Origin of the sequence: Shewanella sp. Shew256, from assembly GCF_002196695.1 — a bacterium.
Classification (GTDB): domain Bacteria; phylum Pseudomonadota; class Gammaproteobacteria; order Enterobacterales; family Shewanellaceae; genus Shewanella; species Shewanella mangrovisoli.
The window spans coordinates 64,267-83,209 of sequence record NZ_NAJR01000013.1; the positions used below are offsets into that span (position 1 = coordinate 64,267).

General features: G+C 52.0%; 23 protein-coding genes. 19 read left to right on the forward strand and 4 right to left on the reverse strand.

Annotated features, from left to right (window positions below):
* The 4 genes from B5P39_RS19390 (at position 1) to B5P39_RS19405 (ending at position 2,592) form a co-directional block, all read left to right on the forward strand.
* Positions 1-312, forward strand: a complete 312-nt coding sequence (locus B5P39_RS19390) for a hypothetical protein (RefSeq protein ID WP_002210541.1) — start codon at positions 1-3, stop codon at positions 310-312.
* 8 nt (positions 313-320) lie between these two features.
* A complete protein-coding gene (locus B5P39_RS19395) occupies positions 321-821 on the forward strand; it encodes a hypothetical protein (protein WP_088212655.1) in 501 nt (166 codons plus the stop codon).
* 3 nt (positions 822-824) lie between these two features.
* A complete protein-coding gene (locus B5P39_RS19400) occupies positions 825-2,252 on the forward strand; it encodes a DNA cytosine methyltransferase (protein ID WP_088212656.1) in 1,428 nt (475 codons plus the stop codon).
* 61 nt (positions 2,253-2,313) lie between these two features.
* Positions 2,314-2,592: an ASCH domain-containing protein gene (locus B5P39_RS19405; protein ID WP_227524197.1), complete on the forward strand. Its 279-nt coding sequence runs from the start codon at positions 2,314-2,316 to the stop codon at positions 2,590-2,592.
* A gap of 90 nt (positions 2,593-2,682) precedes the next feature.
* On the opposite strand, the gene B5P39_RS19410 is transcribed toward B5P39_RS19405, so the two are convergent.
* Genes B5P39_RS19410 through B5P39_RS19425 form a run of 4 tightly spaced genes read right to left on the reverse strand, consistent with a single transcriptional unit; the run spans position 2,683 to position 6,174 of the window.
* Positions 2,683-3,135 (reverse strand): hypothetical protein, encoded by a 453-nt coding sequence (locus B5P39_RS19410; protein WP_088212658.1) that lies wholly within the window; start codon positions 3,133-3,135, stop codon positions 2,683-2,685.
* A gap of 14 nt (positions 3,136-3,149) precedes the next feature.
* Positions 3,150-5,342: a DNA topoisomerase III gene (locus B5P39_RS19415; RefSeq protein ID WP_088212659.1), complete on the reverse strand. Its 2,193-nt coding sequence runs from the start codon at positions 5,340-5,342 to the stop codon at positions 3,150-3,152.
* Positions 5,342-5,575, reverse strand: a complete 234-nt coding sequence (locus tag B5P39_RS19420; RefSeq protein WP_001191890.1) for a hypothetical protein — start codon at positions 5,573-5,575, stop codon at positions 5,342-5,344. Before B5P39_RS19420 ends, B5P39_RS19415 begins: the two co-directional genes overlap by 1 nt.
* Positions 5,557-6,174, reverse strand: coding sequence for a hypothetical protein (locus tag B5P39_RS19425; protein ID WP_001249395.1), 618 nt, complete (start codon positions 6,172-6,174; stop codon positions 5,557-5,559). The genes B5P39_RS19420 and B5P39_RS19425 overlap by 19 nt, the downstream gene beginning before the upstream one ends.
* 167 nt (positions 6,175-6,341) lie before the next feature.
* Here B5P39_RS19425 and mobH point away from each other — a divergent pair, with 167 nt between their 5' ends.
* The 15 genes from mobH to traA all read left to right on the forward strand — a co-directional run bounded on the left by mobH (position 6,342) and on the right by traA (position 18,797).
* Positions 6,342-9,314: a MobH family relaxase gene (gene mobH, locus B5P39_RS19430; protein WP_088212660.1), complete on the forward strand. Its 2,973-nt coding sequence runs from the start codon at positions 6,342-6,344 to the stop codon at positions 9,312-9,314.
* Between the two features lie 2 nt (positions 9,315-9,316).
* Positions 9,317-11,176, forward strand: a complete 1,860-nt coding sequence (gene traD, locus B5P39_RS19435; RefSeq protein WP_012729609.1) for a conjugative transfer system coupling protein TraD — start codon at positions 9,317-9,319, stop codon at positions 11,174-11,176.
* A gap of 49 nt (positions 11,177-11,225) precedes the next feature.
* Entirely contained in the window at positions 11,226-11,771 is a 546-nt protein-coding gene (locus B5P39_RS19440; protein WP_247750980.1) for a hypothetical protein, read from the forward strand.
* Entirely contained in the window at positions 11,728-12,357 is a 630-nt protein-coding gene (locus B5P39_RS19445) for a DUF4400 domain-containing protein (protein WP_088212662.1), read from the forward strand. Before B5P39_RS19440 ends, B5P39_RS19445 begins: the two co-directional genes overlap by 44 nt.
* Before the next feature lie 9 nt (positions 12,358-12,366).
* Positions 12,367-12,813 (forward strand): hypothetical protein, encoded by a 447-nt coding sequence (locus tag B5P39_RS19450; RefSeq protein ID WP_000122507.1) that lies wholly within the window; start codon positions 12,367-12,369, stop codon positions 12,811-12,813.
* 9 nt (positions 12,814-12,822) lie between these two features.
* Complete coding sequence (locus tag B5P39_RS19455; protein WP_088212663.1) at positions 12,823-13,200, forward strand: hypothetical protein; 378 nt, start codon at positions 12,823-12,825, stop codon at positions 13,198-13,200.
* Positions 13,200-13,862 (forward strand): hypothetical protein, encoded by a 663-nt coding sequence (locus B5P39_RS19460; RefSeq protein WP_088212664.1) that lies wholly within the window; start codon positions 13,200-13,202, stop codon positions 13,860-13,862. Before B5P39_RS19455 ends, B5P39_RS19460 begins: the two co-directional genes overlap by 1 nt.
* A 180-nt stretch (positions 13,863-14,042) precedes the next feature.
* Positions 14,043-14,186: a hypothetical protein gene (locus B5P39_RS24740; RefSeq protein ID WP_172693090.1), complete on the forward strand. Its 144-nt coding sequence runs from the start codon at positions 14,043-14,045 to the stop codon at positions 14,184-14,186.
* An 11-nt stretch (positions 14,187-14,197) separates the two neighbouring features.
* Complete coding sequence (locus tag B5P39_RS19465) at positions 14,198-14,563, forward strand: hypothetical protein (protein ID WP_001052531.1); 366 nt, start codon at positions 14,198-14,200, stop codon at positions 14,561-14,563.
* A 144-nt stretch (positions 14,564-14,707) separates the two neighbouring features.
* Positions 14,708-14,989, forward strand: coding sequence for a type IV conjugative transfer system protein TraL (gene traL, locus B5P39_RS19470; protein WP_088212665.1), 282 nt, complete (start codon positions 14,708-14,710; stop codon positions 14,987-14,989).
* Positions 14,986-15,612 carry a TraE/TraK family type IV conjugative transfer system protein gene (locus tag B5P39_RS19475; protein WP_001049717.1) on the forward strand — a complete coding sequence of 209 codons (627 nt, stop codon included), beginning with the start codon at positions 14,986-14,988 and terminating at the stop codon, positions 15,610-15,612. Before traL ends, B5P39_RS19475 begins: the two co-directional genes overlap by 4 nt.
* Positions 15,596-16,513, forward strand: coding sequence for a TraK domain-containing protein (locus tag B5P39_RS19480; protein ID WP_088212666.1), 918 nt, complete (start codon positions 15,596-15,598; stop codon positions 16,511-16,513). Before B5P39_RS19475 ends, B5P39_RS19480 begins: the two co-directional genes overlap by 17 nt.
* The gene (locus B5P39_RS19485; protein ID WP_172693100.1) at positions 16,513-17,826 is read left to right on the forward strand and encodes a TraB/VirB10 family protein; all 1,314 of its coding nucleotides are present in this window, start codon (positions 16,513-16,515) and stop codon (positions 17,824-17,826) included. The genes B5P39_RS19480 and B5P39_RS19485 overlap by 1 nt, the downstream gene beginning before the upstream one ends.
* Complete coding sequence (traV, locus tag B5P39_RS19490; protein WP_088212668.1) at positions 17,823-18,401, forward strand: type IV conjugative transfer system lipoprotein TraV; 579 nt, start codon at positions 17,823-17,825, stop codon at positions 18,399-18,401. The genes B5P39_RS19485 and traV overlap by 4 nt, the downstream gene beginning before the upstream one ends.
* 12 nt (positions 18,402-18,413) lie before the next feature.
* Entirely contained in the window at positions 18,414-18,797 is a 384-nt protein-coding gene (traA, locus tag B5P39_RS19495; protein WP_000993344.1) for a TraA family conjugative transfer protein, read from the forward strand.
* Positions 18,798-18,943: the final 146 nt, after the last annotated feature.

The following is an 18,943-nucleotide window of genomic DNA, read 5'->3' on the forward strand; positions in this document are numbered from 1 at the left end:
GTGACAGAACAAACCAATAAGAAATTGATGCTGGATGAGTCTCCAGATATGCCCCTGCAATTCAAGTGGAGAAAGTTTGGTGGTGCGATTTTTACTGCCACGCAAACAATGGAGCACGTCAAGGAAGGACGTAAGCTCGGGCCGACTCCAGCAGGGATGCTACCTCAAGAAGTGTGGCTGAACCGCCTGATCGCTATGGAAGAAACCCTGCCACGAGGGAAGTTTTTTGACAGATTCCGCCGCCGCGACAAAAACGAGCAGTATGACTTGGCCGCCGATCATCTCCGTCTTGTCGGACAGAAAAAGCGATAGGGGGATAGATGAAAGCCCAGGCATACCCACCATCAGTCATTCGTAAAGGCGCTGTGTTGTACGAAGCCCTTTATTACATCTCTGATGATGATAAAGCAAAGGTTGAGGTTACAGAGTGGATAGTTCGCTCTATTCAGAAACGACGTAACTCAACCAGCGATCAACGCTATGTCAATCTTACCCAAAAGTTAGATGGGATTACGTGGGGGAAAAGGTCACGGAAGAATGGGGACTTTGGTTGGTTGCCATCTATACCGAGCTGGTGCTTGAAGCAGTTCCGGGAAGGTGGCGAATTGCCTTTTGGCGTTTATACGACGCGACTGGCCGCTCTCAAGTTTGCGAAAGTCAGCTTGCAGGAAGAGGTCCAATATTGCGAGGCCGAGCTGAAAAAGCCTCAGACAGAAGAGGATACTCAGGAACTCCAAGATGAGCTGGCGGAGAACCAGAGACTTCTGAAAGCTGCTGGAGCAATGGTGAAGCGCGAGCAAAACAAGAAGAAAAGAGGTTGACCAATGTTACCGATCGTCTCCCCCTCCGTAGTAACCAAACAACTTGCGTTCAATCGAGTAGGCGATAACCGCAAGGTTAGGGTTTCGTCCAACTTTTTGGATGTTATGGGGTTCAAGCCAGGTATGGGCATCGCCGTTGAGCCAAGGGAGGGGATGGGCGGTTTTTCGGTGATCCTGGCGACCGATGAACTACAGACACATCAAGTTTATCAGCGCCGGTATCAACCAAAGAGTCGCTCCAACAACCCGCTGGAAACCGTTATTGAGTTTTCGGGACAAGGGCTCATAGATAAGTGCTTCCCTCGCTATACAGAGCGTTTCCACGTCGAAATGCGAAAAGGTCGAGTAGTCTTCACTCCCGTCGCAAACAGAGCCTTTGCCATTGCTGATCGGTTCAGAAAAACCAGCCCTTTCCGTGCCTTTGTGGCATTGACTGGCGGGGTAGACATTCATGTTATGGAAGCGCTTGGCTGGAAGGCTGAGATTGTTTTGGAACATCGTCCAGTTGAAGCCAGAGACAGAGCATCCGGGCGGAACCTGAGTGAAGTACATGCGCTCAATACGCTGGTGAACAGCTCCCCGCGTATCCTGCTGAATGAAGACATTCATCACCTGGAGCTGGATCGCCTTGGAGCCTTGCTGGCGGAGTGCCCACCAATTGGTTTGGCCCATTACTCGTTGGGGTGTGATGACCACTCAAACGCCAAAAGTCCAAGGGACAAAGAGCGTTCTCTTGAAGATCTCTCCACCATGCTCGACATGGTTTACCCGGCACTAAAACAGATCGAGGTCGTGAACCCTGCCGTCGTGCTGGTGGAAAACGTCCCGAACTTCAAAGCATCCGGAGCCGGGGCGATGATGGGAACGACACTGCGGCGGATGGGGTACTTCCTCACTGAGATGGTCTTGAACGGTCTGGATTTCGGCGCGTACCAGGGGCGAGAACGCTATTACATGGTGGCGTCGGTCTTCCCTGGGTTCGTTCCACCGAAACCTGAGCAGAGAGCTGGTGGACGATTGTGGCCGGTGATCGAGAAGCACCTCGGGGATTGTACAGACGTCACAGCGTTGAAGTCAATTCAGGCCAGAGAGTCAACTTCTCGCAGGATGCCTGCGTTCTTGACGAGAGAAAGCACCAGTTGCCCGACCATCCTCAAGTCTCAGGATCGTGGGATAAAGGATGCTGTGTACATCCAAGACGGTGGCCGCATTTACAAGCCATCGGTCGATCTGGTTCAGGAGTTGATGTCGATACCTGATAGCTTTGATATTTCGTGGATGGCAAAAGAACAAGCGACAGAAACACTTGGGCAGAGTGTGGATTACAGATTGCATTCAGCGGTCATGGCCGCAGTTCGGGATCACCTGAATGTGAATTGCGGTCGCCATACCGTGGTGCAGCACGGTATCAGAAGTAAGGAAGGTAAATAATGGCAGTCATTTACTACGGCGAGGGAACCCAGATAGTCTGATGAGCTATCAGGTGGTGATTATGAAAAAGAGAATACTTCATCTGCCCGTAAAAAAGATTTACTTCGATCAGATCAAATCTGGAGAAAAACCAGATGAATATCGCCTCGTCACAGACTACTGGATAAAAAGACTAGAGGGGCGCGAGTATGATGAAGTCCATGTTAAGTGTGGCTACCCAAAGGCTGGAGATATGTCCAGGATAGAGATTCGTCCTTGGCGTGGCTTCTCAAGGAGCGTCATAACGCACCCGCACTTTGGAGATTATCCGGTTGAAGTATTCGCCATCCATGTGAATTGATTTTGGAATTCTGATTTAAAACTATTGTAGCTCAGGTATCAAAGGAACTTGGGTAATTAAAGATAAGGGGCCGACGGCCCCTTAATTGTTTTAGTTTGTGAAGCTACCTTTGTTGTTCGTCTTACGCAGTGCCACCAGCTCAACAATCAATTGGCTTAAAGCCAGTGATTGAGGCTCCCAGACGCGCTTGCATTTGTCAGCCATGTTGGCATTTACGTCTGTAATGACGTAGAGGAAATCAGGGACGTCTTTCAAGGTCCCCAGGCCTTTTGCCATATCAACAGCCTCAGGGTTTTGATAGCTTCGAGTGGCGCTCAGGTCATCGTGGGAAATATAGCTGGCAGATGTCTCAGCGAAACCTAACACCATGCCTTTTCCTGCGCTTTTTGCAATGGCCGAGCCGATAGCTAGAGTTGGCATGATGGCCTGACCTATTTGGCGGGTAGATGCAGTTGCCAAGCCTGAGGCGATGTTCTTCCCGGCATCTTCGGCAGTGGCAGAGCTGGTTGTGAGCATCGCAGTTAAAATGATTTTTCCAAACATACTTAATTCCTCTATCAATCCATAAAGTCCGACTTTTTGAAGGGCATAGTGCCTTTGCAATCGGGATACGCTGTGCAGCCCCAGAACTTAGAGGCTCGTTTCTTGCCAGGGGCTTTTCCTTTCCTGAGACGCATCGGGCTACCGCAATCTGGGCAGTCTGGACAATCCTCCGCCGCGATACGTTTCTCGGGTTTCCCTCGGTTGTCTGGGAACGTCTTCTTGCAAGCCTCGTTCTGGCAGCCCCAGAAAAAACCGTTCTTCCCTTTGATCCGGTGCATCTCTCCACCGCAGTTGAAGCATTCGTGTGAAGGAGGCTTCGCGCCCTCGAAGGCTTTAGCCATCGCGCCACCTTCTTTGGTCAGAACCGGTGCGGCCACTTTGAGCTGCTCAACCATTTGGCAGATCCAGGTGGAAATCTGCTTCATGAAGACAGACATGTTCCCGGAGCCGGAGGCAACTTTTTCAAGCTCCTGCTCCCAAGCCGCAGTCATGCCGGGTGATTTGATGGCTGGTGGAAGCACTGCTATAAGCGCATGAGCCTTATCAGTTGCAAGCAGTACCTTTTTCTGACGCTTGAAGTAGCCTTTATCAACAGCGCCCTGGATGATGCTTGCGCGTGTTGCTGGAGTGCCTAAACCGGCTGTGTCTTTGAGGATTTGTTTGAACTTCTCCTCAGTCACGAACCGGGCAATGTTCTCCATCGCGGCAAGCAATGTGGCTTCGGTGAAGTGCGGTGCTGGCCGCGTCATTTTGTTTGCCAGCTCGGCCCCATTTAGCAAGGCAGGTTCGCCCTGGCTAACCCTGGGGAGCTTCTCTTGTTCAACCGGCGCGTCGGTGTCTTCCCCCTCGTCCTTGGGACTGCTTTCACTATCAGAAGCAAACAAAACCTTCCAGCCTTGTTTGGTAGGTGTCTTACCAGCGGACGCAAAGAGGTGACGCCCACACTGCACCTCGATGGAGGTTTTGGTGAACTCGAACTCGCTGTAGAACTGCGCGATGTAGAAACGACGGATGGCGTCGTAAAGATTGAACTCGATCTCAGACATGGCACTGATGTCTGTTCTGGCCGGTGTTGGAATGATCGCGTGGTGCGCGGTCACTTTGGCGTCATTGAATACCCTGGCCTTGCGATGAGGATCTGCGCCAGCCACCAGCCCAGAGACGTTCTGATCGGACAAAATGAGCGCCTGGAGAATGTCCGGAATGTCTTCCTTTTGGCTCTCGGGTAGATAACGACTGTCAGTACGAGGGTAGGTGGTCGCTTTGTGCGTCTCGTACAGAGCTTGAGCTGCATCCAGTACCTGCTGAGCTGTGTATCCCCATCGTTTGCTCGCGTATTGTTGCAGCGACGTTAGATCGAAGGGGAGGGGGGCTGACTCTTTACCTGGTTTGGTTTCTGCTTTGCTGATAACAGCATTGGCACCATTGACCTGGGAGGCTACCTGCTCGGCATAGGCCTTATTGACGCACCGGCCTTGCTCGTCACTGCACTCTTCTGGTGGTATCCATTGGGCGGCAAACTGTCCATTCTGTACGGACACGTTCACACCCAGAGTCCAGTATGGTGAGGGGGTGAAACCGGCGATCTCTCGGTCCCGTTGACAAACAAGAGCGACGGTTGGGGTGATAACCCTGCCAACGTGAAGAGTGTGGTTGAAGCCGACATCTCGGGCCAGCACTGTGTAGAGGCGGCTCACGTTCATGCCTACCAACCAGTCAGCGCGTTGCCGTGCCAATGCGGCGTAGTAGAGTGAGACCGTATCCTTGCCATCCTTTACGTTGTTCAGCGCTTTCTTGATGCTTGACTCATCGAGAGCCGTCAAACAAACTCGGCGAATAGGGCCAGAGTAGCGGAATCGATCCAGAAGCGAACGGGCGATAGCCTCACCTTCTCGGTCGTAGTCCGTTGAGATGTAGATGGTGCTCGCCTTTTTGACCAGTCCCTCAACAATTTTGTACTGTTTGAACGCACTCTTGCGAACGTTGTACCGCCATGACTCTGGTGCAATAGGGAGGGTCTCCAGTGACCATGACTTGTAGCGTTCGTCATAATCGTCTGGCATATACAATTCCAGCAGGTGGCCGAACGCCCACGTAATAACGCGGTTTCCTCCATCATGGAGAAATCCATCACCTTGTTGGGAGGCCTTCATTACGCCAGCCAAATCTTTTGCCTGAGAAGGCTTCTCGCAGATATAAAGGTCCATTAAGCAGCTCCTCTCATCTTTGATTCCAGATTCGCCAGCTCAGTCCAGCTTTGAGCCAGACCTTTGACTTCGGGGTAGTCTCTGGAGAGGTTTTCGAGGACTCCAGAAATGACATAGGCCGCTTCGCTGGAATTACCCCTCGAACCGGCCTCCTGGAGCATGATTAATAAAGCGTCGAAGAGCTCAGCCTTACGGCCTAGCTCTGTCTGGTTTCTTATTTCAGAGCTTTGCATGGGTTCACCACTGAATAGGGACGCACGGACTCGCGCACAATGCGGCGATCTGCGTCAGTTACAGCCTGACTGGTGCAAAAGTGCGTCCAGGCATTCAGATAATCTTTATAGGTGTGGGTAGGTGGTATGCAGCCGGTTACAACGTCCTTGGGGATGTTTGTGGTTCCCTCGGCTTCCACAAAGCGCCAATCGTGCTCGTCCATACCTTTGCCACCATCGCAATAGCGTTCCCAGCGTGACAACTCGTACAGCGAGTAGCCTTTGCCTTTATTCATGGACTTGAAGGTATTGATGGCTTCGTTGACATCCCCGTGCTGTTTGATCCCTGCTGGAGTTTTATCTGAACCAGCGGAGTCATCTTTGACCTTGTTCATCGTTGCGCTGACATTACCGTCGCCCAGCACATGGATATAACCAGGTTGACGTAATGCAGCACCACCGCGCCCCATGTTGTCCCATGCCATCGACAGTTCCCGGCTAACTCTGGCAGGTTTGTCATTTTCGGCAGGGGCAGTCTGGGGCTGAGGCTTTTGCTCGGGGGCGTTAGAGGCACACCCGGCCAGAATTGCCACTCCCAGAATTGCTATCAGTTGTCTCATCGTGTCGTTCCTCATAAAAAATTGTCGATGAGCCCATTCTAAAAGGGGGGGGATGGAAAGCTGGTTTCTCAAACTGCCCAAATTGGACAGATAGGCGTGTGTGCGATCTAAAGGTGTTTTGAGAGCATGTAGCGACGAGAAATACGATAGGAATATGGTCAACCTACATGCTGAAAGCCCTTAACAAGTTATTTGGTGGGCGAAGTGGAGTGATCGAGACCGCGCCGAGCGTCAGAGTATTGCCGCTTAAAGACGTGGAAGATGAAGAAATCCCTCGATACCCACCTTTTGCCAAGGGCCTGCCAGTGGCCCCACTAGACAAGATACTGGCAACCCAAGCTGAACTGATTGAGAAAGTGCGGAACTCTCTCGGTTTCACTGTGGACGACTTCAACCGGCTTGTTTTGCCGGTGATCCAGCGGTATGCCGCGTTTGTTCACCTGTTGCCAGCTTCCGAATCACACCACCACCGTGGCGCTGGTGGTCTGTTCCGACATGGGCTTGAAGTGGCCTTCTGGGCAGCTCAGGCATCTGAGTCAGTTATCTTTTCCATCGAGGGGACGCCTCGTGAACGCCGTGACAATGAGCCGCGTTGGAGACTGGCGAGCTGTTTCTCCGGGCTGCTGCATGATGTGGGTAAACCGCTCTCGGATGTGTCCATTACGGACAAAGACGGGTCAATCACATGGAACCCGTATTCGGAGTCACTTCATGACTGGGCACACCGTCACGAAATCGACCGTTACTTTATCCGGTGGCGCGACAAGCGACACAAAAGACATGAGCAATTCTCGCTGCTGGCGGTGGATCGAATTATTCCGGCTGAGACTCGGGAGTTTCTGTCCAAGTCTGGCCCGTCCATCATGGAAGCGATGCTGGAAGCTATCTCAGGAACCAGCGTCAATCAGCCTGTGACCAAGCTGATGCTTCGCGCTGACCAAGAGAGCGTCTCACGGGACCTTCGCCAGAGTCGTCTCGATGTGGACGAGTTCTCCTATGGTGTGCCTGTCGAGCGGTACGTGTTCGATGCCATCCGCCGCCTGGTTAAAACCGGAAAATGGAAGGTCAATGAGCCAGGCGCGAAAGTCTGGCACCTCAACCAAGGTGTATTCATTGCCTGGAAACAGCTTGGGGACCTTTATGACTTGATCAGCCACGACAAGATCCCCGGTATTCCACGAGACCCTGACACACTGGCCGACATTCTCATCGAACGTGGTTTTGCTGTACCAAACACGGTGCAGGAGAAGGGTGAACGTGCGTACTACCGCTACTGGGAAGTTTTGCCTGAGATGCTCCAGGAGGCGGCGGGATCGGTGAAGATCTTGATGCTCCGACTCGAATCAAACGACCTGGTGTTTACGACTGAGCCTCCTGCGGCTGTTGCTGCGGAAGTTGTTGGTGATGTTGAGGACGCTGAGATTGAGTTCGTTGATCCTGAGGAAGTCGATGACGACCAAGAGGAAGATGTGTCAGCTCTGAACGATGACATGTTGGCCGCAGAGCAGGAAGCAGAGAAAGCTCTAGCTGGTCTTGGCTTTGGTGATGCGATGGAGATGCTGAAAAGCACCTCAGATGCTGTCGAGGAGAAACCAGAGCAAAAAGATGCGGGATCAACGGAATCATCTAAGCCTGACGCTGGCAAGAAGGGTAAGCCGCAGAGCAAACCGGGCAAAGCAAAACCGAAGAGTGATACAGAGAAACAACCCCACAAACCAGAGGCAAAAGAGGATTTGTCCCCTCAGGACATTGCCAAAAACGCACCACCTTTGGCAAACGACAATCCGTTACAAGCACTCAAGGATGTTGGGGGTGGACTGGGGGACATCGACTTTCCGTTTGACGCATTCAGCGCATCGGCAGAGACAGCCAGCACTGACGCAACAAACTCAGAAATCCCAGATGTGGCAATGCCCGGAAAGCAAGAGAAGCAGCCAAAACAGGACTTCGTTCCACAAGAACAAAACTCCCTGCAGGGCGATGACTTTCCAATGTTCGGTAGTTCTGATGAACCGCCATCATGGGCGATTGAGCCGCTCCCTATGCTGACTGACGCACCAGAACAAACAACACCAGCGCCAGCAATGCCACCTACGGACAAACCTAATCTGCATGAGAAAGACGCAAAGACCTTACTCGTTGAGATGTTAGCCGGGTACGGAGAAGCATCGGCGTTGCTTGAACAAGCGATCATGCCTGTTTTGGAAGGTAAAACGACGCTGGGCGAAGTCCTATGCCTGATGAAGGGTCAAGCCGTCATTTTGTACCCGGATGGCGCTCGGTCGCTGGGTGCGCCGTCAGAGGTTCTCTCGAAGCTGTCCCACGCCAACGCGATTGTTCCAGACCCGATTATGCCAGGTCGCAAAGTTCGTGATTTCAGCGGAGTGAAGGCAATTGTACTGGCGGAGCAGCTTTCAGATGCAGTCGTGGCGGCCATTAAGGATGCCGAGGCGTCAATGGGTGGATACCAGGATGCCTTTGAGCTCGTCTCTCCCCCTCGCTTGGATGCAAACAAGAATAAGTCTGCACCGAAACAACAAAGCCGAAAAAAGGCGCAGCAGCAGAAGCCTGAGGTTAACGCCGGTAAACCCTCGCCTGAACAAAAGGCGAAAGGTAAGGACTCCCAGCCACAGCCGAAGGAGAAGAAGGTCGATGTTACTTCTCCGGTTGAAGAGCCGCAGCGCAAGCCGGTCCAAGAAAAACAGAACGTGGCTCGCCTTCCTAAGCGGGAGGTTCAACCAGTGGCTCCTGAGCCCAAAGTTGAGCGTGAGAAGGAATTGGGACACGTCGAGGTGCGAGAAAGGGAAGAGCCAGAGGTTAGGGAGTTTGAGCCGCCTAAGGCGAAAACAAACCCGAAAGACATCAACGCGGAAGATTTCTTGCCGTCTGGTGTTACGCCTCAGAAAGCACTCCAGATGCTCAAGGACATGATCCAAAAACGCTCGGGCAGATGGCTCGTGACACCAGTCCTGGAAGAGGATGGCTGCTTAGTAACAAGTGACAAAGCCTTCGACATGATTGCCGGTGAAAACATCGGCATCAGCAAACACATCCTCTGCGGGATGCTGAGCCGGGCACAGAGACGGCCTTTGCTCAAGAAACGTCAGGGAAAATTATATTTAGAGGTAAATGAAACATGACAATGAGTTATGACCCGCTCGCCTACGAGATGCCGTGGCGGCCCAACTATGAAAAAAATGCTGTAGCAGGCTGGCTTGCCGCCTCCGGCGCGGCTTTGGCCGTAGAGCAAGTCAGCACGATGCCTCCGGAGCCCTTCTATTGGATGACGGGGATCTGTGGCGTGATGGCGATGGCTCGTTTGCCAAAGGCTATCAAACTTCACCTGCTCCAAAAGCATTTGAAGGGGCGTGATCTGGAGTTTATTTCTATTGCGGAGCTCCAAAAGTACATCAAGGACACGCCGGACGATATGTGGCTTGGTAGTGGGTTCCTGTGGGAAAACCGCCATGCCCAGCGCGTGTTTGAGATCCTGAAACGCGACTGGACTTCCATCGTAGGGAGAGAGTCCACGGTCAAAAAGGTTGTCCGGAAGATACAGGGTAAGAAAAAGGAGCTGCCAATCGGCCAGCCCTGGATTCACGGGGTAGAGCCCAAAGAAGAGAAGCTGATGCAGCCACTCAAGCACACTGAGGGGCATTCGCTGATCGTTGGGACCACCGGCTCGGGCAAGACCCGTATGTTCGACATCCTGATTTCACAGGCCATTCTGCGTGGGGAAGCCGTGATCATCATAGACCCGAAAGGGGACAAGGAGATGCGGGACAATGCACGACGTGCCTGTGAAGCTATGGGGCAGCCGGAAAGATTCGTCTCATTTCATCCAGCATTCCCGGAAGAGTCGGTGCGTATCGACCCTCTGCGTAACTTCACCCGCGTGACTGAAATTGCAAGTCGTTTGGCAGCGTTGATCCCGTCCGAAGCAGGGGCCGACCCGTTCAAATCATTTGGATGGCAGGCACTGAACAACATCGCTCAGGGCTTGGTCATCACTCATGATCGTCCCAACCTGACAAAGCTCCGCCGATTCCTTGAAGGTGGCGCTGCTGGCTTGGTCATCAAGGCAGTTCAGGCTTACTCAGAGCGAGTTATGCCCGACTGGGAGGCAGAAGCAGCGGCTTATTTGGAGAAAGTCAAAAACGGTTCGCGTGAGAAGATCGCTTTCGCGTTGATGAAGTTCTACTACGACATCATCCAACCTGAGCACCCAAACTCTGATCTGGAAGGCTTGCTGTCGATGTTCCAGCACGACCAAACCCACTTCTCCAAGATGGTGGCGAACCTCCTGCCGATCATGAATATGCTGACGTCCGGGGAGCTAGGCCCTCTGCTGTCTCCAGACTCATCTGATTTGAGCGACGAACGCCAGATCACTGATTCCGCAAAAATCATCAACAACGCTCAAGTTGCTTATCTGGGGCTCGACTCCCTGACCGACAACATGGTTGGTAGTGCTATGGGGTCCATCTTCCTGTCAGACCTGACAGCGGTTGCCGGTGACAGATACAACTACGGCGTCAACAACAGACCCGTAAATATCTTTGTTGATGAGGCTGCTGAGGTGATCAACGATCCGTTCATCCAGCTCCTGAACAAAGGTCGCGGTGCGAAACTTCGTCTTTTCGTTGCAACTCAGACTTTTGCTGACTTCGCAGCTCGACTGGGTAGCAAAGACAAAGCGCTCCAAGTGTTGGGGAACATCAACAACACGTTTGCTCTGCGTATCGTCGATGGAGAAACACAGGAGTATATCGCAGATAACTTGCCGAAGACCCGGCTCAAGTACGTCATGCGGACTCAAGGCCAGAACTCGGATGGCAAGGAGCCCATTATGCACGGAGGCAACCAAGGCGAGCGTTTGATGGAGGAGGAAGCTGATCTGTTCCCAGCCCAGTTATTGGGAATGCTTCCGAACCTGGAATACATAGCCAAAATTTCAGGCGGAACAATCGTAAAAGGCCGTCTGCCCATATTGACCCAGTAAGAGCAGAGCTATGTGTGACAAGAAGTATAGAAATTACGAGGTAGCCATCATGGTCGATGTGAACCCTTTCGACAGGGTTATGAATGAATTGAAAAGTCGTGGCCGCAAGAACGCTCACATCCTGAGCATCCTCCAATTCGACTGGCCTGCATCGGAGGCCATCATCGAGAAGCTGAGCTGCTACATCACAGACGGGATTAAGGCTAATCAGGAGCCCGTGATTTACCCGATCATTGAAGAAGCTCTGCATCGCTACAGCCAGCTCGTGTTTCATGAGCAGAGAGAGAAATATGAAGACCCGGCCAGAATTGGGGCATTTCTGGAAACCCTGATCACCGAAACCTGCCGGGCGTTGGAAGTGCAAATTGTCGATAGTTGCGGTGATTCATGGTCTGTCGATTCAGGAGAGTCGTTCTCACTGTGGCTTTCTTCCCATCCAGGAGAACTATCCATTAACCCGCAGCCCCATGAGGATGAGACCTCTTTGCGTGGCTTGCTGTATGAGCTCATCACCTGTGAGAGCGTGAAAACTGTTTTAAGGAGAACCGACTATGAAGAAGCCGTGGTTGCTGGTCGCATGGCTGCTGGTTATTGAGTTGCTGGCAATATTGCTGCTGATCCCTGGCGACTGGACAGACAGAGCCATCAAAAGGGAATCCGAGCTGGTGGAACAGAGTCTTGGTGTCGAAGCAAGAGACTGGATACAGAACAAAGCATCTACCTGGTTCAGGTCGAGCGTTATTGATTCAGGATTTTATGAGGGGATGCACCAAACGCTGATCCCATCAGAAGAGGAGCGCCAGAAGTCCAAGGGGATGCAGGACATGGGCAAGGGCTGGTTTGTGTGGGTCAAAGGCCGCATGGAAGCCTTTGTCAACGTCATTTACCAGTTCTACACAAGGTTGGCACTGTTAGCCGCGTGGGCTCCCTATATGCTGATCCTGTTCGTACCTGCGGTATATGACGGGATGATGACATGGCGAATTAAGCGGACCAACTTCGATTATGCGAGTCCGGTTCTCCATCGTTACAGCGTTCGCGGAACGCTGTACCTGATGGCCGGATTGTTCATCGCGTTCTTCATCCCCATAGCGCTCGATCCGGTTGTCATCCCGATAACAATGATGACGTGCTGTGTCCTGGTTGGCCTGACGTTCGGCAACCTCCAGAAACGGGTATAGGGAGGGAGGATGAGCTACTCCGTTATAAATCAAGATGGGGTGCATCTGTGCGACATCCCATTGAACGTCTACCAGGTGATACGTCGCCAATCCTTGTCTGCGTTGTGGCTTTACTGGGCGCAGAGCTTGAATTTGGTGAAGGTGCTCATTGCTTGCGTCGGAAAGATGATCTTTGTGATGCCGGTAATGTGGTTCTGGGTGCTGGTGGTGTGCCGCTTGGTTGAACCAGAACGTATCTCAGACGTGTCAGGACTTATCTCTCCGGACGTGATCGGGTGGGCCGCTGGTGCGGCCATCACCCTCATTATCTTTTCCGTATTTACACGCCCAGCGTTGTACGGATACCACAACTTTTTCAAGCAGCATATTTGCTCAAGAGTAAAGCAAGTAACGCCGGAACTCAGAACAGTCACTGGGCCACTGTTCTTTTACCGAAACGAAATTGGAACGATATAGAGAGGAACCATGAAAGTAACTAATAGACTCCAACTGCTGGCACTGGGGCTGTGTATGGCCGGTACTGCCATCGCGGCTCCTGATGTGCTCAATGACGACGCAAAGCTCAAGAACCTTGAGAAGGTGTGTCCCGACTGTCAGATGGTGGCAAAAGATGTACTCAATCTGCGGGTTGAAAACTGCCAGCTCAAAGACACTTCCAGTGCAATGATGATTGGCACCATGCAAAATGACCCTATGTTTTCGTTTATGCTGGCAGTACACACAGCGGCAGGCTCGGAGGCATACAAAACGGTAGTTGGTGCCGCTGGCAACCATGTTGACTGTGAAAACCCGTTGAACTGGATCAAGCTGACCCAGCAAGCGATTAAAGGAGGCAAAGTCTAATGCGTAAGAGAGATTTCTTTTTTGGAGAGGTGTATGAGGGGAGTGGAGGAGCCACTCTACGACTGAGTGATATGGAACCATTGGCAAGAAAAGTGTCGGCAGAGTTCTTCACTGCACAACTGAACCGTATACTGAAAGAGCATGACGGTCAGTTGACGCTCAGCGATGGAACGTCGTACCCCAGATTTTGGAGCTTCATCGACAAGGTTGATCCAGAGCAGGTTGGTTTCGTGGAGATCTACGCTCGGCAGGATGTTAACGATAATGTTGAAGCGACACTGGCGTGTGACATCGTTTTGGTAAATGGTGTGATCACCGTTAAACCTCACTGGTGTGCTTACAAAGACATCAGGGCTGACGAAGTGATTTCCACCTTACTGGTGCCTTTGCATTTGAAGGCTCTCCAGGGTAAGGCTTACATTCGCTGGGATGATGGTGAAACCGAACCTCTGTTACAAAACGACGACTATCAGGCTGAACTTGAAAATGTGTTTAGTGTTTCCAAGTACCCATCAGCCATGAGCTGGGGCGATACAGCAGACCAGAAGGTTAAGCAGTACAAGATGGACCTTGAGTGCGCCACAGATGTTGGTCGTCGAGGTGTCTCATCAGAGCAAGCATGGGATGCTTATCGAGAACTCCGTTACAATAGAACAGTGTGAAACAAGCGGCCATTGGCCGCTTTGAACTTTCACATGTGAAAGTTTTTCGCCTCCCGCTCTTATCATCTCCTCGAATAAACCTCCATAAAGTGCCCAAAATGGGCCGTAACAGCACTGTTCCTAGATTGATCAATTAAGAGACGATTACTCCGTGATGACGACAAGTTATTTGGAGGGTCTATGTCCGCACAAACTCACGTCAGAGAAAGCGAAAGCTCATCTGGTTCATTCATCTCCTGGCAGTTCCTTGTCTGGCAGGTGATGTTCGTTATAGGTGTTGTTGCAGGGATGAACCTGGAACACGCATTCAATTTTCTAGGTTAATGGGAGGAAGTGTGAACCTTAATAAACAATTTTTCTGGTTTTTGATGAACGCGGTGCTGATGTGCATCTTCATCGTTCCAGTGGCCGTCGCGTTTTGGCTGTCTGCTTTTGCGGCAGGTTTTGACTGGAGTCAGTGGGTTAAGTTGGCTGCTGATACGGCCAACAGAGCTGCAAGTGACCCGGCCAAGGCTCTGGGCACGGTTCAGACCTACTGGGGCATTCTCAGCTTCTTCCTGCTGGCGGCGTACAGTCTGATGTTCAAGTTTAAAGCCAATGCTAACAAGGAAGTGAAAACTCTGGGGGTGGCCCGACCGGCCAATGAAGTTAGCGTTGCGGCTTCGGAAAAACATTCGGAAGCGGTTCCTCAAAATCAATAACCGATCCAGTAAACGCAAAAAAGGCGGCTTAGGCCGCCTTTTTTTATTTGTCGCTGGAAGTGCCCGAAAAGGGCGCGAAGCCGTGGCAGAAAATCAGTGACCCTGAATGAGAATACAGGCCACTAGGAAAAGAAGAGGGTTGCTATGAAGCCTGTAAAGATACCGCGCCGGGTCGATGAGCCCCCGCATCTGCTGTTGTGGAGCGCAGATGAGTTGGCCCCGATGCTTTTGGGGCTAACGATAGGGGTCATCATCGGTAAGGCTCTGATCTGCTTTCTGGGGGGGTTACTTGTAACCAACCTTTATCGCCGATTCAGGGATAACCATCCGGATGGATACCTGCTCCACATGCTCTACTGGGCCGGGTTCATCATGACCAAGGCCAAATCTCTCAAGAACCCGTTTGTCCGGAGGTATTTGCCTTGAACCTGAAAAAGTATCTCAAGACTTGGGAAGGGACCCAAACAGAAAATAAGTGGGGGCGAATCTTCCAGGGTGGTCTTATTGCTATCGTTTTCCTGCTGGTGGTCCAAGTATTCAGCAAGGAAACCATCGTCACTATCCAGCCTTTCACGCTCACGGAAGAAGCCTGGGTGACGAAAAGTAACGCCTCTCAGTCCTATAAAGAGGCTTGGGGTTTCGCTTTTGCTCAGCTCCTTGGCAATGTGACGCCAGGAACCGTTGACTTTGTGAAAGAGCGGATCACCCCGCTTCTCTCCCCGAGCATCTATCAGGACGTGATTGATGCCATCGAAATTCAAGCTCAACAGATCAAGAACGACCGCGTAACAATGCGGTTTGAGCCGCGTTTTGTTGAGTACGAGCCCAAGAGCGACAAGGTGTTTGTCTACGGATATTCCTACGTCAAAGGGGCTTCTTCTAACGAAGAGCGTAGCGAACGCTCCTACGAGTTCGCCATCAAGATTTCAAACTACGCGCCCGTGCTGGACTACATCGACACCTATGTAGGAAAGCCACGCACCAAAACTGTTTTGGAGCAACTCCAGCGCAAAGAAGAAAACCGGAGAAAGCATGAAGAACAACGCTAAACTTTCGCTCCTGGCGCTGTCCTTGGCGCTTGGAACTTCAATGGCCTATGCCTCGGATGACATTCCTGTTGTCCCGGCCAGTGTTATGAAAAAGGATGTTCCTGCCCCTGTGACGTCAGGACAAAGCTCCCATGAGGTTGTGGGCAGCATGAATGAAAACCCCTTACTGACGATGAAGCCGGGGGTTAACCAGATCATCCCGATAGCCGTTGGTCATCCGAACCGAATCGTCACGCCTTTCAGCAATCCTGAGATCGTTTCAACATCTCTGACCGGGGCGACGGATAACGGCCAGTGTGGTGAGGTCTGCATCAAAGAGAATGTGGTCTATGTCGCCACGGATAAGCAGTATCCGGTGACTATGTTCATTACTGAAAAAGGCTCGGAAGCCCAAGCTCTCAGCCTGACGATGGTTCCCCGTCGTATTCCGCCCAGAGAAGTCTTTCTCAAGCTCGATGGTGGTGTAGGTATCACTGGTGCTTTTGCCAATACCAAGGCTGAGACCTGGGAACAGAGCCAGCCTTATGTCGAAACCATCCGGTCGGTATTCCGCAAGATTGCTCTTGGTGAAGTCCCTCAAGGTTACACGTTGAACCGCATCCCTGCTGGTGCTGCGGTGCCGAGCTGCACTCATCCTGGGGTAAAGGTGGATTTCAGCAAGGGGCAATACATGATGGGCCACCACCTTAACGTGTTCATCGGTGTCGCCCTGAACGTCTCTGATCAGCCTATTGAGTTCAAAGAGGCGTTGTGTGGGAGCTGGGATGTGGCTGCGGTGACTACGTGGCCGCTTAACGTGCTTGAGCCCGGCCAGAAGACGGAGATCTATGTGGCAAAGAAGCAGAAGCGTGGTCTCGCACCAACGTCTAAGCGTCCATCGCTGCTGGGAGGTGCCCAATGATTAAGCGATTTTGGACACAGTTAGACCCCAACAAGAAGCGTTGGGTGTCTATCGCTGGCGGCGTCTTCGTTCTTTTTGCGGTCGTGACAATGTTCTCTGGTGAACCCAAGAAAGAAGAGAAGCGCGGTCGCCAAGAAACCATCAAGCACGTTCTCACAGACAAAAACACCCGTGAGATCGGGATAGATTCGTTGTCTGCCGATGTGAAGATGGTGTCTCGTGAAAACTCCGACCTGAAAAAGGAGCTGGAACGAGTCAAGAAAGAGCTGGAGGAAACCAAAACCACTGCCGGGAAATCCAGTGATGTTGGCCGTGAGATGACCCGCCTTCGTCAAGATTTGGACCGCCTAACCCAGAAGAACATGGAATTGGCTAAGAAAGTCGAAACCGGCGCTGCTGGTGGAAAAACATCCTCTTCATCAGAGGATGCCAGAGCCGATGTTAATGGTGCATCTGGTGGTGATGGTCAGTTCATGGAGAAAAAGCTCGACTACAAAGATCCTGCATCCTTTTTTCGGGACGCACCGCTTCCTGACGCGAAGGGTGGGGCTCCTGCAACTGGCAAGGGAGACGGTCGTGATGCAACTAAACCAGGCATCCAAATAGTGAGCTACTCGCAGAAATCGCCAGAAGTTGAAGATAAGGACAACAAGGATGATGAGTCTATCTACCTACCTTCTGGCTCCATCCTGACAGGGGTGCTCATCAACGGTATGGACGCACCAACATCTCAAGGTGCTCGTCGAGATCCGTTCCCTTCGACCCTCAGGATTCAGAAAGAGGCTATTTTGCCTAACCGCTTCCGTGCGGATGTTCGTGAGTGCTTCCTGATTGTTTCAGGCTATGGAGATCTCAGTTCAGAGCGAGCGTACCTGCGTGGCGAGACCTTCTCGTGCGTTCGGGATGATGGGGGTGTCATAGAAGCGAAGCTGGATTCCTATGCAGTGGGTGAAGACGGTAAGGCCGGTGTCCGTGGTCGCGTCGTATCGAAGCAGGGGCAAATCATCGCCAAGAGCTTGATGGCGGGCTTCCTTGGTGGCGCGTCCGAAGCCTTTGACGTCAATCCGGTGCCGGTCGTCAACACTAACCCTGGCTCAAATACCCAGTACCAGTCTGTGTTCTCCGACCAGATGTTGCAGGGAGCAGCAGTGAAGGGAGCCAGTAAGGCGCTAGATCGCATCGCTCAGTTCTATATCGACATGGCCGAAGGCATCTTCCCTGTTATCGAGGTCGATGCTGGCCGTCAGGTAGACATCATCGTGACCAAAGGAACCAAGCTACAAATTCGTTCCACCGGGGGAACCAAGAAATGAAAAATATGAACATTTTGACCAGAAAGGGCAGTTCCAGAGGCGAGGCTCAAAAGGAACAGGCAGTAAGATCCGCAAAGATGTTGGGGGTGGGTGCAGCGCTACTTATTTTGTCGGGCTGTTCGACGTTCAACATCGGCAAGGATGAGTATAGCTGTCCGGGAATGCCGAATGGTGTTCAGTGTATGTCAGCGCGAGACGTTTACGCCGCAACCAATGACGGAAATGTCCCGCGTCCAATGAAACCAGAGGAAGTCGAGGCCAAAGCGGAAGCGGATGGCGAAGGTTCCTCAAACGTTTCAGCGAACTCATCTAGCTCCGGAGACCCAGTGATTGACAACTATGTCGCACCGCGTCTTCCGGATCGCCCGATTCCAATTCGTACACCAGCACAGGTTATGCGGATTTGGGTAGCTCCCTGGGAGGACACCAATGGTGATCTCATCGTGACAGGGTATGTCTATACCGAAATCGAACCGCGCAGGTGGGTGATTGGGGATGGCACACCGCAAAGTGAGCCAGTTTTGAGACCGCTGCAAACGGTACAACACGAACCGAAGTCTGAAACAACCAAATAGGAGATGTTCTTGATGAACGCAAATCAGTTGGCGAATGCCTCAAGTAAAAACAACGCACTCTTCCTCTTCCTGGGGTTGATGGTGGTAGCCTTCCTGCTCGTGCCGGATCAGGCCCACGCTGGTACTGGTGGTACAGCGTTTGACGACGTATGGGTAACTCTCAAGGATTGGACCCAAGGTACTTTGGGTCGAATCGTTGCGGGTGCGATGATCCTGGTCGGTGTTGTTGGTGGTATCGCTCGCCAGAGCCTCATGGCTTTCGCTATGGGTATCGGTGGCGGTATGGGCCTGTACAACTCTCCGACCGTAGTGGAATCCATCATGTCTGCTACTCTGGAACATGCAGAGAAGGTCATCCCGGCTGTTGTGCAACTCAGCAATGGCCTGGGGGTGTAAAAGACACCTTGCCGTTAATCAACGGGTGATAGGGGCAGCCTAAAAGCTGCCCTTATTTTTTGGCAAAAAGTCCAGTCATAACAAATTCAAACTATTTCCTTATTTGCTCAAAAAGGGCACTTCCACAGCCCATGTTTATGCACTCC

Bases quoted from the DNA above. Each gene is read 5' to 3' on its own strand.
- B5P39_RS24740 (WP_172693090.1), top strand. From the start codon at position 14,043: ATGTCCGCACAAACTCACGTCAGAGAAAGCGAAAGCTCATCTGGTTCA.
- traD (WP_012729609.1), top strand. From the start codon at position 9,317: ATGAGTTATGACCCGCTCGCCTACGAGATGCCGTGGCGGCCCAACTAT.
- B5P39_RS19410 (WP_088212658.1), bottom strand. From the start codon at position 3,135: ATGTTTGGAAAAATCATTTTAACTGCGATGCTCACAACCAGCTCTGCC.
- traV (WP_088212668.1), top strand. From the start codon at position 17,823: ATGAAAAATATGAACATTTTGACCAGAAAGGGCAGTTCCAGAGGCGAG.
- B5P39_RS19460 (WP_088212664.1), top strand. From the start codon at position 13,200: ATGCGTAAGAGAGATTTCTTTTTTGGAGAGGTGTATGAGGGGAGTGGA.
- B5P39_RS19445 (WP_088212662.1), top strand. From the start codon at position 11,728: ATGAAGAAGCCGTGGTTGCTGGTCGCATGGCTGCTGGTTATTGAGTTG.
- B5P39_RS19450 (WP_000122507.1), top strand. From the start codon at position 12,367: ATGAGCTACTCCGTTATAAATCAAGATGGGGTGCATCTGTGCGACATC.
- traL (WP_088212665.1), top strand. From the start codon at position 14,708: ATGAAGCCTGTAAAGATACCGCGCCGGGTCGATGAGCCCCCGCATCTG.
- B5P39_RS19425 (WP_001249395.1), bottom strand. From the start codon at position 6,174: ATGAGACAACTGATAGCAATTCTGGGAGTGGCAATTCTGGCCGGGTGT.
- B5P39_RS19395 (WP_088212655.1), top strand. From the start codon at position 321: ATGAAAGCCCAGGCATACCCACCATCAGTCATTCGTAAAGGCGCTGTG.
- B5P39_RS19455 (WP_088212663.1), top strand. From the start codon at position 12,823: ATGAAAGTAACTAATAGACTCCAACTGCTGGCACTGGGGCTGTGTATG.
- B5P39_RS19420 (WP_001191890.1), bottom strand. From the start codon at position 5,575: ATGCAAAGCTCTGAAATAAGAAACCAGACAGAGCTAGGCCGTAAGGCT.
- B5P39_RS19405 (WP_227524197.1), top strand. From the start codon at position 2,314: ATGAAAAAGAGAATACTTCATCTGCCCGTAAAAAAGATTTACTTCGAT.
- B5P39_RS19400 (WP_088212656.1), top strand. From the start codon at position 825: ATGTTACCGATCGTCTCCCCCTCCGTAGTAACCAAACAACTTGCGTTC.
- B5P39_RS19440 (WP_247750980.1), top strand. From the start codon at position 11,226: ATGGTCGATGTGAACCCTTTCGACAGGGTTATGAATGAATTGAAAAGT.
- B5P39_RS19480 (WP_088212666.1), top strand. From the start codon at position 15,596: ATGAAGAACAACGCTAAACTTTCGCTCCTGGCGCTGTCCTTGGCGCTT.
- mobH (WP_088212660.1), top strand. From the start codon at position 6,342: ATGCTGAAAGCCCTTAACAAGTTATTTGGTGGGCGAAGTGGAGTGATC.
- traA (WP_000993344.1), top strand. From the start codon at position 18,414: ATGAACGCAAATCAGTTGGCGAATGCCTCAAGTAAAAACAACGCACTC.
- B5P39_RS19415 (WP_088212659.1), bottom strand. From the start codon at position 5,342: ATGGACCTTTATATCTGCGAGAAGCCTTCTCAGGCAAAAGATTTGGCT.